The sequence below is a fragment of the Anoxybacillus sp. J5B_2022 genome (assembly GCF_026847645.1).
GTDB lineage: Bacteria > Bacillota > Bacilli > Bacillales > Anoxybacillaceae > Anoxybacteroides.
Genome location: NZ_JAPSMC010000068.1, coordinates 1 through 14,364, shown reverse-complemented (window position 1 = coordinate 14,364; position 14,364 = coordinate 1). Strand labels below are relative to the sequence as shown.

The 14,364-nt window shown below is 42.0% G+C and carries 15 protein-coding genes; 14 read left to right on the top strand and 1 reads right to left on the bottom strand.

The features are described 5' to 3' along the window. The first annotated feature begins 139 nt into the window (after positions 1-139). From M4I42_RS14590 to rsmI, 8 genes are all read left to right on the top strand, one after another. On the top strand, positions 140-331 hold the full coding sequence (locus M4I42_RS14590) for a sigma factor G inhibitor Gin (RefSeq protein WP_268852821.1): 192 nt from the start codon (positions 140-142) through the stop codon (positions 329-331). Positions 332-412: 81 nt separating this feature from the next. Continuing rightward, on the top strand, positions 413-1,852 hold the full coding sequence (locus tag M4I42_RS14585; protein ID WP_268852820.1) for an aminotransferase class I/II-fold pyridoxal phosphate-dependent enzyme: 1,440 nt from the start codon (positions 413-415) through the stop codon (positions 1,850-1,852). A 23-nt stretch (positions 1,853-1,875) separates the two neighbouring features. Then, positions 1,876-2,526 (top strand): dTMP kinase, encoded by a 651-nt coding sequence (tmk, locus tag M4I42_RS14580; RefSeq protein WP_268852819.1) that lies wholly within the window; start codon positions 1,876-1,878, stop codon positions 2,524-2,526. Positions 2,527-2,626: 100 nt separating this feature from the next. After that, a complete protein-coding gene (holB, locus tag M4I42_RS14575; RefSeq protein WP_268852818.1) occupies positions 2,627-3,631 on the top strand; it encodes a DNA polymerase III subunit delta' in 1,005 nt (334 codons plus the stop codon). Then, a complete protein-coding gene (locus M4I42_RS14570) occupies positions 3,624-4,451 on the top strand; it encodes a PSP1 domain-containing protein (RefSeq protein ID WP_268852817.1) in 828 nt (275 codons plus the stop codon). The genes holB and M4I42_RS14570 overlap by 8 nt, the downstream gene beginning before the upstream one ends. A gap of 15 nt (positions 4,452-4,466) precedes the next feature. Then, positions 4,467-4,814, top strand: a complete 348-nt coding sequence (gene yabA, locus M4I42_RS14565) for a DNA replication initiation control protein YabA (protein WP_268852816.1) — start codon at positions 4,467-4,469, stop codon at positions 4,812-4,814. A 63-nt stretch (positions 4,815-4,877) separates the two neighbouring features. Next, positions 4,878-5,624 (top strand): tRNA1(Val) (adenine(37)-N6)-methyltransferase, encoded by a 747-nt coding sequence (locus M4I42_RS14560; RefSeq protein WP_268852815.1) that lies wholly within the window; start codon positions 4,878-4,880, stop codon positions 5,622-5,624. A gap of 13 nt (positions 5,625-5,637) precedes the next feature. Continuing rightward, positions 5,638-6,507 carry a 16S rRNA (cytidine(1402)-2'-O)-methyltransferase gene (gene rsmI, locus M4I42_RS14555; RefSeq protein ID WP_268852814.1) on the top strand — a complete coding sequence of 290 codons (870 nt, stop codon included), beginning with the start codon at positions 5,638-5,640 and terminating at the stop codon, positions 6,505-6,507. A gap of 35 nt (positions 6,508-6,542) precedes the next feature. On the opposite strand, the gene M4I42_RS14550 is transcribed toward rsmI, so the two are convergent. After that, complete coding sequence (locus M4I42_RS14550) at positions 6,543-6,827, bottom strand: AbrB/MazE/SpoVT family DNA-binding domain-containing protein (RefSeq protein ID WP_268852813.1); 285 nt, start codon at positions 6,825-6,827, stop codon at positions 6,543-6,545. A 423-nt stretch (positions 6,828-7,250) separates the two neighbouring features. Here M4I42_RS14550 and metG point away from each other — a divergent pair, with 423 nt between their 5' ends. From metG to yabG, 6 genes are all read left to right on the top strand, one after another. Beyond that, positions 7,251-9,284, top strand: coding sequence for a methionine--tRNA ligase (metG, locus tag M4I42_RS14545; protein ID WP_268852812.1), 2,034 nt, complete (start codon positions 7,251-7,253; stop codon positions 9,282-9,284). A 136-nt stretch (positions 9,285-9,420) separates the two neighbouring features. Beyond that, complete coding sequence (locus M4I42_RS14540) at positions 9,421-10,191, top strand: TatD family hydrolase (RefSeq protein ID WP_268852811.1); 771 nt, start codon at positions 9,421-9,423, stop codon at positions 10,189-10,191. A 188-nt stretch (positions 10,192-10,379) separates the two neighbouring features. Beyond that, entirely contained in the window at positions 10,380-11,567 is a 1,188-nt protein-coding gene (locus tag M4I42_RS14535) for a G5 and 3D domain-containing protein (protein ID WP_268852810.1), read from the top strand. Positions 11,568-11,738: 171 nt separating this feature from the next. After that, entirely contained in the window at positions 11,739-12,302 is a 564-nt protein-coding gene (rnmV, locus tag M4I42_RS14530) for a ribonuclease M5 (protein WP_268852823.1), read from the top strand. Then, on the top strand, positions 12,295-13,182 hold the full coding sequence (gene rsmA / locus M4I42_RS14525) for a 16S rRNA (adenine(1518)-N(6)/adenine(1519)-N(6))-dimethyltransferase RsmA (RefSeq protein WP_268852809.1): 888 nt from the start codon (positions 12,295-12,297) through the stop codon (positions 13,180-13,182). The genes rnmV and rsmA overlap by 8 nt, the downstream gene beginning before the upstream one ends. An 89-nt stretch (positions 13,183-13,271) precedes the next feature. Further along, positions 13,272-14,153, top strand: coding sequence for a sporulation peptidase YabG (gene yabG, locus M4I42_RS14520; RefSeq protein ID WP_268852822.1), 882 nt, complete (start codon positions 13,272-13,274; stop codon positions 14,151-14,153). Positions 14,154-14,364: the final 211 nt, after the last annotated feature.

The window sequence follows — 14,364 nt, the reverse complement described above, 5'->3', positions numbered from 1 at the left end:
AAAGAGACTGACTAAACGTTTGTTTAGTCAGTCTTTTTCTTTTGTTCCTATTGATGCAAACAAACTGAAAATACATATCTTATAAGTATAGAAACTTATAAATGGGGGAAAGATAGCGAATAGGAGGTGGGAGTTGGCTATGTCTAATCAATCTATAGAGGAAACGTGCATCGTTTGTGAACAATCGAAAGACGAAGGAATTCACATTTATACGAAATTCCTTTGCATAGACTGCGAGAAAGAATTGGTCCGCACAGATACAGACGACCCGAAATATCGCTTTTATTTGCAACAGTTGAAAAAAATTATGAGTCGAGAAATATATTCATAGTGTCAGGTCCTATTAATAGGACCTGTTTTATTTTAATATATTAGTTATGAACGTAATTTTAATTTTAGAGGAATGATTTAGATGATGAACAATGAACAAAAAACACCGCTATACACGGCTTTAAAACAACATGCTTTAGCCAACCCGCTTTCGTTTCATGTTCCTGGCCATAAATACGGGACGATTTTTTCGATGCAGGCTAGGGAAGATTACGAAAGTTTATTGCGACTTGATGCAACGGAATTGAGCGGACTGGATGATTTACATCAGCCAGAATCCGTTATTGCCGAAGCGCAACAATTGGCCGCTGAATTTTATGGTGTAGATGAAACGTTTTTTTTAGTGAACGGATCGACGGTTGGCAATTTAGCAATGATTTTCGCGACGTGCGAAGAAAACAAAAAAGTAATTGTTCAACGAAACTGCCATAAATCAGTGATTCATGCGCTCCAATTAGTGGGGGCAGCACCTGTTTTTCTTTCACCAGAATTTGACAAAGATGTTCGGGTTGCGTCATATGTTTCTCCTGAAACGGTAAAGGAAGCGATCGAGCATCATCCCGATGTGACAGCGTTAATTTTAACTAATCCAAATTATTATGGGATGTCAGTTGATTTAACAGAAATAGTGGAGATAGCCCATCGTCGACGCATACCGGTGCTTGTTGACGAAGCACATGGCGCTCATTTTGTAGTTGGGTCGCCTTTCCCGAAATCAGCCATTGCGTGCGGTGCAGATGTTGTTGTGCAGTCGGCTCATAAGACGTTGCCGGCGATGACGATGGGTTCTTATTTACACATCAATAGTTCATTCGTTGATAAAGAAAAATTGCGCTATTTTTTACAAGTGTTTCAGTCGAGTAGCCCGTCTTATCCAATTATGGCTTCGCTTGATTTGGCAAGAAGCTATATAGCGAGTTTATTGTCGGAAGACATTCGTCGGATACAGGCACAAATCGAGCAGTTTAAAGAGGTATTAAACGAAAGCGAAGGTGTAACAACTGTACAATCAAAAGATCCATTTGTGAAGACGGATTTACTAAAAATTACCGTCCAGACGAGAAGCGTTTTTTCAGGGTATGAATTGCAGAGCCGCCTTGAGCAGGAAGGTATTTTTACTGAATTAGCCGATCCTTTTAACGTTCTTTTTGTATATCCTCTGGCGCCATTAAAAAATATAGAAGAGGTTACGGAAAAAGTGAAACGGGCGTTCAAAGGGCTATGCTATGATGAACGACTGACTTATTCATTTACCCCGTTTTCGTTTGTGACGACTTCTCCATCGATTTCGTATCGTACGTTAGCGCGATTGTCGAAAAAGATAGTGCCGCTCGAAAAGGCAGAAGGTCTTGTGTCCGCTGAAACGATTATCCCGTATCCGCCGGGCATTCCGCTGTTATGTATGGGGGAAGTCATTCAAAAGGAACATATCGAGCGCATTATCGAGTTAAAGCGGTATGGAGCTCGGTTTCAAGGGGGGGCTTATTTAGCTTCTTACCAAATAGAAGTATTTGAACAATAATGGAGCAAGAAAGGTGACAAGTGATGGCAGGCTATTTTTTCTCATTTGAAGGACCAGAAGGAGCAGGGAAAACAACGATTATTTCTATGTTAGAGTCGTTTTTGCGGGAAAAGGGATGGGATGTGGTGGCGACACGGGAGCCAGGAGGAATTGATATTGCCGAAAAAATTCGCGACATTATTTTAAATCCTTCTCATCAAACGATGGATGCTCGTACGGAAGCATTGCTTTACGCGGCGGCGCGAAGGCAACATCTCGTCGAGAAAGTCATTCCTGCGCTAAAGGACGGAAAAATTGTGTTGTGCGACCGTTTTATTGATAGCTCACTCGCGTATCAAGGATTTGCGCGGGGGTTAGGAATAGATGAAGTGCTAAGTATTAATCAGTTTGCCATTGACGGATATTTTCCGACATTAACGCTTTATTTTGATGTCGATCCGAAAATAGGACTCGAACGAATTTATCGCAACCGAAAACGGGAAGTGAACCGCTTAGATCTCGAAAGTTTGTCGTTTCATGAGAAAGTACGACAAGGGTATTTGCAACTAGTCGACCGTTTTCCAGAGCGGATAATCCAGCTTGATGCTTCTAGATCGATTGCAGAAGTGTTTGCCGAAACCGTTTCTATTATTATAGAGGAAATGGAAGAAAAAGATCGAGCAAACATCAAATGATGAAATCGTCAAGACATGTTAGAATAAAGGTTGAACTTCCGGTTTTTTCTTCTGGAAGCGGGGGTTCTTGCTTATATCAAAAGATAAGTGAGTGATCAATGTGGCTGTCGTTTGGGATCAGCTTGAGCAATATCAGCCGGTTGTCATGAAAATGTTAGCAAATAGTATCAAAAAAGGAAGAGTAGCTCATGCCTATTTATTTGAAGGACAACGGGGAACAGGCAAAAAAGACGTTAGCCTTTTGTTTGCAAAAAGTTTGTTTTGTCTAAATCGACTTGACTATAAACCTTGCGATGAATGTCGGAATTGTCGGCGGATCGAGTCGCGAAATCACCCTGATGTTCATTGGATCGATCCGGACGGCCAGTCGATTAAAAAAGGGCAAATTGAGGCGTTACAAGAGGAATTTGCGAAAACGGGTGTAGAATCGAAACAAAAATTGTACATCATCCATCATGCAGATAAAATGACGACCAATGCTGCAAACAGTTTGTTAAAATTTTTGGAAGAACCTCATGCAGGAACGATGGCGATTTTGCTGACGGAGCAATTTCATCGCATGCTGACGACCATCATTTCGCGCTGCCAAGTATTATCGTTTCAGCCGTTACCACCTGCTTTGCTGGCGGATTGGTTAAAAGCACAACAAATTCCTCCTCATTTCGCGTTGCTTGCCGCTCATGTGACAAATAATCGCGAGGAAGCGCTCGAATGGAGTCGAAACGATTGGTTTGCAGAGGCGCGAAAAATAGTGTTACAATTATATGAAGCGCTAAACCAAAACGAGTTTCAAGCACTTCTCATTCTTCAAGAAAAATGGGCACCCCATTTTCAAGAAAAAGAACAAATAGACATGGGACTGGACTTATTATTGTATTTATATAGAGATATTTTGCATGTACAGCTTGGTCAATTAGAACACGTCATTTATTGTGATCGACTAGATGATTTGCGGCAGTGGGCATTGACGTGTCCACAAAATCGACTGACGAACAACATGTCTGCTATTTTGCAGGCGAAAGCACGTTTAAATACAAACATGAACGTACAGCTTTTAATGGAACAACTGATCCTCAAGTTAAAGGGGGGAACAACGTTTGTATAATGTAGTAGGTGTCCGCTTTAAAAAAGCGGGGAAAATTTATTATTTTGATCCTGGCGATTTGACGATTCAGACGGGCGAATTTGTGATCGTGGAAACGGTTCGCGGAATTGAATTCGGCAAGGTTGTCATTAGCAATAAGCAAGTAGATGAAAACGACATTGTACTGCCGTTAAAGAAAGTCATCCGCATTGCCGATGCGAAAGATAAAATGGTTGTTGAAGACAACAAAAAAGCAGCGCAAGAGGCGTATGAAATTTGTTTGAAAAAGGTAGAAGAACACGGACTGGAAATGAAACTCGTGGATGTGGAATATACGTTTGACCGCAATAAAGTCATTTTCTATTTTACTGCTGATGGGCGTGTTGATTTCCGGGAACTTGTTAAAGATTTAGCGGCGATTTTCCGCACTCGCATCGAGTTAAGGCAAATCGGTGTGAGGGATGAAGCAAAAATGCTTGGCGGAATTGGACCGTGCGGGAGAATGTTATGTTGCTCAACGTTTTTAGGCGATTTTGACCCAGTTTCGATTAAGATGGCGAAAGACCAAAACTTATCGTTAAATCCGACGAAAATTTCTGGGCTTTGCGGCCGGTTAATGTGCTGTTTAAAATACGAAAATGATGAGTATGAAACGGCAAAAGAGCAACTTCCGGATTTAGGAGAATATATTGAAACTCCACATGGCGTCGGAAGAGTGGTCGGCTTGAATATTTTAGAAAGGGTTTTGCAAGTGGAGTTGTCAGAGCATGAGCGAGTAGTGGAATACACCATCGATGAGTTAGTGAAAGAAGGAGTTTTGTCGATTCAAGCCACGGATTAATTGGGGTGGATTTATGTGAATAAGAAAGAGATTTTTCAATCCGTAACAAGTATGGAAGAACAAATTAGCCATTTGTACCGTCAGCTTGTTGAACTGAAGGAACACTTTGCTCAACTGCTTGAGGAAAATCACCATTTACAAATGGAAAATGCTCATTTGCGGCAGCGGCTACAGGAACTTACAGGGGAAACAGTGCCTGTCAAAAGAAAAGAAAAGAGCGAACGAAAGATTGTGGATATTGGTGAAGGATATGATAACTTGGCGCGCCTTTACCAAGAAGGGTTTCATATTTGCAACGTTCATTACGGGAGCGTTCGTAAAGAAGATTGTTTATTTTGCTTATCGTTTTTAAATAAAAAATAGTAAAGCCTTTCCAATGAAGGAGAGGCTCTTTTCTTGAAAGATTGTGAAAGAGGTATGAACTAGATGGTCAAATTGTACGATGACGAACGACTTGATTATCTTCTGAATGAAAATATGCGCATTATTCAAAGTCCATCTGTTTTTGCTTTTTCGTTAGATGCTGTGTTGTTAGCGAAATTTGCTTATATGCCGATTCAAAAAGGAAACATTGTCGATTTGTGCACAGGCAATGGAGTCATTCCGCTTTTATTGAGCAAGCGAACGAAAGGGAAAATTATCGGCGTTGAAATTCAAGACCGTCTTTATGATATGGCAAAGCGAAGTGTGCAGTATAACGGGTTAGAAAAACAAATTGAGCTCATTCACGGGGATATTAAAGATATGCCGAAGCAATTGGGCTATAGCAAGTACGACGTCGTGACGTGTAACCCGCCATATTTTCCGACCGTGAGTGAAGAGGAAATAAATAAAAATCGGCATTTAGCGATTGCGCGACACGAAATTTATTGTACGTTAGAAGACGTAATTAGAGTAAGTAGCCAATTGTTGAAACAAGGTGGGAAATCGGCGTTTGTTCATCGGCCAGGCCGCCTTTTAGATATTGTCATGCTCATGCGGCAATACCGCCTTGAGCCAAAACGGCTGCGGTTCGTATATCCGAAACTTGGAAAAGAAGCGAATACGATTTTAATTGAAGGGATAAAAGACGGAAGTCCTGATTTGAAAATTTTACCACCTTTAATTGTTTATCGCGACGATGATGAATATACGGATGAAGTAAAACAAATATTGTATGGGACTTCATTGTAAAGGAGCAAAAAAGATGGTTTGGCAACAAAAAAGCTTTGCAGAAGAGGGAATTGGCACGCTTTATATCGTTCCAACACCGATCGGAAATCTTGAAGATATGACGTTGCGAGCGTTACGGGTGTTAAAAGAAGTCGACTGGATTGCTGCTGAAGATACGCGGCAAACGAAAAAATTGTTAACTCACTTCGAAATCGTCACTCCCGTCATTAGTTACCACGAGCATAATAAATATGCAAGCGGCAAAAAAATTGTCGAATGGCTTCAAGAAGGAAAAAAGGTGGCGCTTGTCAGCGATGCGGGGATGCCGGCGATTTCTGATCCAGGTTATGAATTAGTAGCGGCCGCGATTGAAGCAAAGTGTACGGTTGTCCCACTTCCGGGAGCGAACGCTGCGGTAACGGCGCTTGTGGCTTCCGGTCTTGCGACGGAGCATTTTTACTTTTTCGGGTTTCTCGACCGGACGAAAAAAGAAAAGAAAAAACAGCTCGAAGCATTGAAACATCTTCGCGATACGCTTATTTTTTATGAAGCGCCGCATCGGCTGGAAGATACGTTGCTGGCCATGCATGAGGTGTTAGGAGAGCGAAAGGTAGCGTTATGCCGTGAATTAACGAAGCGCTTTGAAGAGTTTATTCGTGGAACGATGAGTGAAGTCATTGATTGGGCAAGAGAGGAAGAAGTGCGCGGTGAGTTTTGCATTGTAGTCGAAGGTGCGAAAGAGTGTGAAGAAGCGCAAGACGAATGGTGGCAGCCCCTGTCGATTGTCGAACATGTTGATTATTACGTGAAGGAAAAAAATATGAACACAAAAGAAGCGATTAAACAGGTGGCGGTCGACCGCAACGCGCCAAAACGAGAAATTTACCAAGCGTATCATCAATAGAAAAAAGGATGTTCTAGACAGAACATCCTTTTTTCTTACTTCGACGTTTCCAAGCACTCTTGGATTTCTTTTAAAAGAATTTCCGCGCCTTCACGGCTTAAAATAATTTTGCCACCGGCAAGTTTGAAGTTGTCGTCAGATACTTCGCCTGTGACAACACATGTCATATTTGGTTTGTATTTTTTCAAAATGATGCGTTCGTCATCGACGTAGATTTCCAACGCGTCTTTTTCTGCGATGTCTAACGTACGACGCAATTCGATCGGAATCACCACACGACCTAACTCATCCACTTTACGAACAATACCTGTAGATTTCATTGAACAATCTCCTCTCCATAAATAGTTTTGTGTCTTTTTCTATATGTTGTTTTTTTAGGTTTCATTCGTCAATATTCGACAAATTTCCTACAACCTAATCATATCAGCGTTTCCATTATACGTCAATCCTTTTATATGTAAAATTTAAAAAAAAATGTATTTTATTATTTTAAAAAAATATTATATATTGGATAATCGTTATTAAATAAACAATTAATTATTTTATATATATATATTAAAAAAATAAAAAGATTACCTTTATTATTTGAAATAATGTGTTTTCGTTCCTAATTTGCAATCATTTCTTCGTATTGGAAGCTTCTAAATAAAAGACAAACAACCAGATTGTTCGACAAAATTCAACTTTCCTTATATATAAAATAGTAAAGATGGATGTATATTTTTTAGAGAGAAGAGAAATAGATGTTTTTAGCAAAAAAATCATATAAAATATATGTAAGAAGCGGATCGCTCTCGTCCTTTGGGCGGGGGTTTTTCTATATTGAGGAGGGTGTACATATGGAGAAGAAAACATTTTATATTACAACACCAATTTATTATCCGAGCGGAAAGCTGCATATTGGCCATGCGTATACGACGGTAGCTGGGGATGCGATGGCTAGGTATAAACGCCTTCGCGGCTATGATGTGATGTATTTAACAGGGACGGACGAACACGGGCAAAAAATTCAGCGAAAAGCGGAGGAAAAAGGGGTAACGCCGCAAGCGTATGTTGACGAAATTGTCGCCGGGATTCAAGAGCTATGGAAAAAACTCGATATTTCATATGACGATTTTATTCGAACAACAGAAGACCGGCATAAAGAAGTAGTGGAGAAAATTTTTGCCCGTCTTGTTGAACAAGGCGATATTTATTTAGATGAATACGAAGGCTGGTATTGTACGCCTTGTGAATCGTTTTATACGGAGCGACAGCTTGTCGATGGAAATTGTCCAGATTGCGGTCGCTCGGTCGAAAAGGTGAAGGAAGAATCTTACTTCTTTAATATGAGCAAATATGTTGACCGTCTTCTTCAATATTATGAAGAAAATCCGGAGTTTATCCAGCCGGAATCGCGAAAAAACGAAATGATTAACAACTTCATTAAACCGGGATTAGAGGATTTGGCAGTATCGCGCACAACGTTTGACTGGGGAATTAAAGTACCAGGAGATCCAAAGCATGTCATTTACGTATGGATTGACGCATTATCCAATTATATTACGGCATTAGGCTATGGAACGGAAAATGATGAAAAGTTTTTGAAATATTGGCCGGCGGACGTGCATCTCGTCGGAAAAGAGATTGTTCGCTTCCATACGATTTATTGGCCGATTATGTTAATGGCATTAGATTTGCCGCTTCCAAAAAAAGTATTTGCCCATGGCTGGCTGCTTATGAAGGACGGAAAAATGTCCAAGTCGAAAGGAAATGTCGTCGATCCAGTAACGCTTATCGATCGTTATGGATTAGATGCGCTCCGCTATTATTTGTTACGGGAAGTTCCGTTCGGTTCAGATGGCGTTTTTACGCCGGAAGGCTTTGTCGAGCGGATCAATTACGATTTAGCGAACGATTTAGGGAACTTATTAAACCGGACAGTAGCGATGATTGAAAAATATTTTGCTGGCGTCATTCCGGTTTACGAAGGAGCGCAAACAGCATTTGACAATGAACTTGTCCATACGACGCAAGAAACGATAAAACAGTATGAAGAAGCGATGGAGAAAATTGAATTCTCGGTGGCGTTAGCGGCGGTGTGGCAATTAATTGGCCGCGCCAATAAATATATCGATGAAACGCAGCCGTGGGTTTTAGCGAAAGATGAAGCGAATCGAGGAAAATTGGCGTCCGTGATGACTCATTTAGCCGAGGCGCTCCGCCATATCGCGGTGTTGTTGCAGCCATTTTTAACACGGACACCAGAAAAAATTTTCCAACAACTTGGTGTGACGCAAGCAGAATTAAAAACGTGGGAAAGCTTATATACGTTCGGTCTCATCGAAGAAGGGACGAAAGTGGAAAAAGGGGAGCCGCTCTTCCCGCGGTTAGAGATTGAAACAGAGGTCGCGTATATTAAAGCGCAAATGCAAGGCGATAAACCAACGCCAGAGCAACCAAAAGAAACCGTTCCAGAAATCGCTATCGATGATTTTCTGAAAGTGGATTTACGGGTGGCGCAAGTGTTGCACGCGGAGCCGGTCAAAAACGCGAACAAACTATTGAAATTGCAGCTCGATCTTGGGTATGAAAAACGCCAAGTGATTTCTGGCATTGCCGAGTTTTACAAGCCGGAACAATTAATCGGGAAAAAAGTGATTTGCGTTGCCAACTTAAAGCCGGTGAAGTTGCGCGGCGAGTTGTCGCAAGGCATGATTTTAGCAGGAGAAGAAAACGGCGTGCTTTCACTCGCCACGGTCGATGAAAGCTTGCCGAATGGAACGAAAATTAAATAAAACGTAAAACGAAGAGGTGGGCGTGGAAAACGCGTGACACCTCTTTGTTGTCGTTTTGTAACGGAAATGTTAAGCTACTGTGATATATGTAATCTTCTCCTATGATACACTTAACAACGAAAAAGGGGTAGTGACGATGCTATTTGATACACATGCACATTTAAATGCGATGCAATATAGCGAAGATGTCGAAGAAGTGATTCAGCGGGCGCAACATGAAGGGGTGTCCTATATTGTCGTTGTTGGCTTTGACCGGCCAACGATTGCGCGCGCCATCGACCTAGCCGAACAACACGACTTTATTTATGCAGCGGTCGGCTGGCATCCGGTTGATGCGATTGATATGACGGATGAAGATTTGCATATGATCGAGCAACTGGCAGCACATCCGAAAGTGGTGGCGCTCGGAGAAATGGGATTAGATTATTACTGGGATAAATCGCCAAAAGATGTGCAAAAAGAAGTGTTTCGCAAACAAATTGCGTTAGCCAAAAAGGTGAAACTGCCGATCATTATACATAACCGTGAAGCAACAGCGGATATTTTAACGATTTTACAAGAAGAAAACGCGCAAGAAGTCGGCGGGATTATGCATTGTTTTACCGGAAGCTTCGAAGTGGCGAAACAATGCATCGAGATGAATTTTTACATCTCGTTTGGCGGGCCTGTAACGTTTAAAAATGCGAAAAAACCGAAAGAAGTCGCCAAAGAAATTCCGCTAGAACATTTGTTGATTGAAACAGATTGCCCTTATTTAACGCCACATCCGTTTCGCGGCAAACGGAATGAACCGAGCTACGTCAAATATGTGGCGGAGGCAATAGCTGAACTAAAAGGGATTTCATTTGAAGAAGTGGCATGGAAAACGTGTGAGAATGCAAAAAAATTGTTCGGCATTAATCGCTAAAAAAACGTGTCGCTTTTTTGGGAGACTTGTCTAACGATCACGATAAGAAAAAAAGTTCTACAAATTTAGCGTCGTGCATACGATAGAATGTCGACAAGTCTTCCTTTCCTTTCAAGGTTATTTTTTGCATAATAGAGTATACTTACGCGTAAAGGTGAGAGGGAGGAGAAAAAGGAGGTTTTTTAAACGTGTTGAACAATGTGAGGAGTTTGCTTTCTAGTTCGTTAAGGAAAAATTTAACGGTAACAGCCAGCGGTTTGATAGCGCTTTCAGCGACAACAGGATTTACGGGATATGAAGCGACAAAGGAGCATGTTACGGTCATAAAAAACGGGGAGAAGCAAGAAATTCGTACACACGCTAATACGGTAGCAGAAGTGCTAGAAGAGCTAGATATCCATCCTCGTCCGGAAGATTACATATTCCCTTCGGTCGATGCAACGGTAACGGATGATTTGCGAATTGTTTGGCAAGCGAGCAGGCGGGTTACTTTAACAGTGAACGGAATAAAAAAAGAAGTATGGACGACTGCTAAAAACGTAAAAGAGTTGCTAGCCGCCCAACATATCGCTGTAGGGCCGCATGATCGAGTCCTTCCGTCGCTTGATGCAGACGTGCAAAAAGGCATGAACATTTCGTTTGAAAAGGCGTTCCCGATTCAACTGAATGTCGGCGGTAAACAACAGCAAGTGTGGGCAACTTCGACTACTGTCGCTGACTTTTTAAAGCAGCACAACATCACGTTAAATGAACTTGACCGTGTAGAGCCATCGCTACATGAAAAAATAAAAGAAAATATGGTCGTAAAGGTTATCAAAGTTCAAAAAGTCACCGATGTAGTGGAAGAAGCAGTCGATTTCGCAGTCGTCACCCGCAAAGATGACCGGTTGCCGAAAGGGGAAAAACGAGTCATTAGTCCTGGTCAAAAAGGGATCGTATCGAAGCAATACGAAGTAGTGTTAGAAAATGGAAAAAAAGTATCACGAACGTTAGTGAAAACAAAAATATTGCAACAAAGCAAAGACCGGGTGGTAGTAGTCGGAACAAACGAAAATGCGCTCACATCGCGCAGCTCGTCGCAAGCAGCGCGGGAAATTTACGTAACGGCTACGGCGTATACAGCGTATTGCGGTGGATGTTCTGGGAGAACGAGCACGGGTATTAATTTACGTTCTAACCCGCATCTTAAAGTAATCGCGGTCGATCCGCGCATTATTCCGCTCGGTTCGAAAGTATATGTCGAAGGCTACGGCTACGCGATTGCAGCGGATACAGGGTCGGGGATTAACGGGTATGAAATCGATGTATTCTTCCCAGAAAAATCAGCTGCGTTTCGCTGGGGAGCAAGACGTGTGAAAGTGAGAATTATCGACTAAACGTACAGAGGGATTTTTTGCCCTCTGTTTTTTCGTTATAATGAAAGATGATTTTCTGCTTTATTAGACGAAAAAAGGAGAAAAAAGTTTCATCTGTTTTATGGGAACGATAAAAATATCAGCTTGTTATTAGAGGAAGGGAGGAAGTACAGAGTTTTCTGTACATTGGCTTTGAAAATTAAAGAAATCATTGTGGTGGAAGGAAAAGATGATACAGTTGCCATCCAGAGGGCGGTAGAAGCCGATACGATTGAAACAAACGGTTCGGCGATTAACGAAGAAACGATTGAACGGATTAAGCTTGCGAAAGAAACGCGAGGCGTCATTATTTTGACGGATCCTGATTTTCCAGGAGAAAAAATTCGGAAAACGATCGCCGAACGTGTTCCTGGCTGCAAACATGCGTTTTTGCCGAAACAGTTGGCCCTTTCCAAAAAAGGAAAAGGAGTCGGGGTCGAGTATGCGTCGGTTGAAGCGATTCGTCAAGCGCTTGAGCACGTATACGAAGAAGCAACCGAGTGGAAAGAGGAGATTACGTTAGATGATTTGATCGCGGCTGGTTTGGTCGGTGGTGCCCTAGCGAAAGCGCGGCGACAACGGTTAGGGCAACTGTTGAAAATCGGTTATACAAATGGCAAACAGCTACATAAGCGGCTACAAATGTTTCGCATTTCGAAAGCAGCTTTTCATGATGCGTTGCAGCAAGTGCTTCAGGAGGAGGAAGGAAATGACTAAAGATATTGCAACACCGGGGCGGACAAGAGAAATTTTAGAGAAATATGGGTTTTCATTTAAGAAAAGTTTAGGTCAAAACTTTTTAATTGATCTAAACATTTTGCGGCGAATTGTCGATTTTGCCGAACTTTCCAATGACACTGGCGTCATCGAAATCGGCCCCGGCATCGGTGCGCTCACTGAACAACTCGCCCGACGCGCGCAAAAAGTAGTGGCGTTTGAAATTGATCAACGTCTTTTGCCAATTTTAGCGGATACGCTGTCGCCGTATCCGAACGTTCGCATCATTCATCAAGATATATTGAAAGCGGACATTCGACGTGTAATGGATGAAGAATTTACAGAAGCCCATGATATTATGGTCGTAGCGAACTTACCGTATTACGTCACGACACCGATTATTATGAAGCTGTTGGAAGATCATTTGCCGATTCGCGGCATCGTAGTGATGTTGCAGAAAGAAGTGGCGGATCGCATTTCGGCACAGCCGGGTACGAAAGATTACGGCTCTTTATCGATTGCGATTCAATATTATACCGAGGCGGAAACAGTCATGACCGTTCCGCGAACTGTTTTTATGCCGCAACCGAATGTTGATTCGGCTGTTATTCGGTTGACGAAGCGGGAAAAACCAGCCGTTGATGTGATCGATGAATCGTTTTTCTTTCAAGTCGTGCGGGCAAGTTTTAGCCAGCGTCGAAAAACGATTTTAAATAATTTAACGAGCCAATTGCCGAATGGCAAGCAACGAAAAGAAACGATCGAGCGCGTATTAGCGGAGCTTCAGCTTGACCCGCGGCGGCGAGGGGAGACGTTGACGCTTGCGGAATTTGCTGCACTGAGCAACCGGTTAATGGACGTATTTAACGAAAAGGCCTAATTTTTAGGTCTTTTTCTTTTTTCTTCACTTCTTTTGAGCGTATGCATATTGTACTTAATAAATCGTATTGATTTTGGAGGGAACAAATGATGGAGATTAAAGTCGGAGATATAGTAGCAAGGAAGTCATACGAATGTGATTTATTGTTTCGTGTAGTCGATATTAAAGAGAAAAACGGGGAAAAAGAGGCGATTCTTTACGGGGAGGATGTACGGTTAATGGCCGATGCTCCGTTCGATGATTTACTGATTGTTGGTGAGGAAGAACGGCAAATGAGGGAGAAAAAACAAAAAGAATTAATCGAGCAATCGTATAAACTGTTCCGTCAAGATTACCATTTATTAAAACAAAAGACGGAATATCGAGCGACGGGAGGGTATCAAGCAGACAAAGATTTTTTTCACATTCCGGGGCGCGTCCTCCATCTAGACGGTGACCCTGTCTATTTGCGAAAATGTTTAGATCTATATGAACGGATTGGCGTTCCGGTTTACGGGGTGTATTGCGATGAAAAAGAGATGCCGGAAAAAGTCAGTGTACTTTTAGAGCAAGTCCGTCCCGATATTTTAGTCGTTACCGGTCATGATTCTTACTCAAAATCGAAAGGGAAAATAACAGATTTACGAGCGTACCGCCATTCAAAATATTTTGTGCAAACGGTGAAAGAGGCGAGAAAAAAAGTCCCTCATCTCGATCAGCTCGTGATTTTTGCTGGTGCGTGCCAATCGCATTTTGAATCGCTCATTCGCGCTGGCGCCAACTTTGCGAGTTCCCCTGCTCGCGTCAATATTCATGCGCTTGACCCGGTGTATATTGTGTCAAGAATCAGTTTTACTCCGTTTATCGAAACGGTGCATGTTTGGGATGTATTGCGTAACACGCTGACAGGAGAAAAAGGGTTAGGAGGTGTGGAAACGAAAGGGGTGTTGCGTACAGGGATGCCATTTCGTTTAATTCAACAGGAAGATTAGCGAGATCGCGACGACAAAAAATAGTCGGGCGATCTTTTCTGTTTTTATACATAATTTTTTACATACAGGTATACACTATATGCGGAAATGAGAAAAATGTAGAAGAGCTATTTTCGATGACGTAAAATCGTTGGTACACAAGGGATGGGAGAGAAGGAAAAAAACTTTTTCCCCCAATAAGACCTCATAAAATCAAGGGGGTAACCGACAA

Coding starts and splice junctions, on each gene's coding strand:
- M4I42_RS14590 (WP_268852821.1), top strand. CDS start 140: ATGTCTAATCAATCTATAGAGGAAACGTGCATCGTTTGTGAACAATCG.
- M4I42_RS14585 (WP_268852820.1), top strand. CDS start 413: ATGATGAACAATGAACAAAAAACACCGCTATACACGGCTTTAAAACAA.
- tmk (WP_268852819.1), top strand. CDS start 1,876: ATGGCAGGCTATTTTTTCTCATTTGAAGGACCAGAAGGAGCAGGGAAA.
- M4I42_RS14560 (WP_268852815.1), top strand. CDS start 4,878: ATGGTCAAATTGTACGATGACGAACGACTTGATTATCTTCTGAATGAA.
- rsmI (WP_268852814.1), top strand. CDS start 5,638: ATGGTTTGGCAACAAAAAAGCTTTGCAGAAGAGGGAATTGGCACGCTT.
- M4I42_RS14550 (WP_268852813.1), bottom strand. CDS start 6,827: ATGAAATCTACAGGTATTGTTCGTAAAGTGGATGAGTTAGGTCGTGTG.
- metG (WP_268852812.1), top strand. CDS start 7,251: ATGTTTTTAGCAAAAAAATCATATAAAATATATGTAAGAAGCGGATCG.
- M4I42_RS14540 (WP_268852811.1), top strand. CDS start 9,421: ATGCTATTTGATACACATGCACATTTAAATGCGATGCAATATAGCGAA.
- rsmA (WP_268852809.1), top strand. CDS start 12,295: ATGACTAAAGATATTGCAACACCGGGGCGGACAAGAGAAATTTTAGAG.
- yabG (WP_268852822.1), top strand. CDS start 13,272: ATGGAGATTAAAGTCGGAGATATAGTAGCAAGGAAGTCATACGAATGT.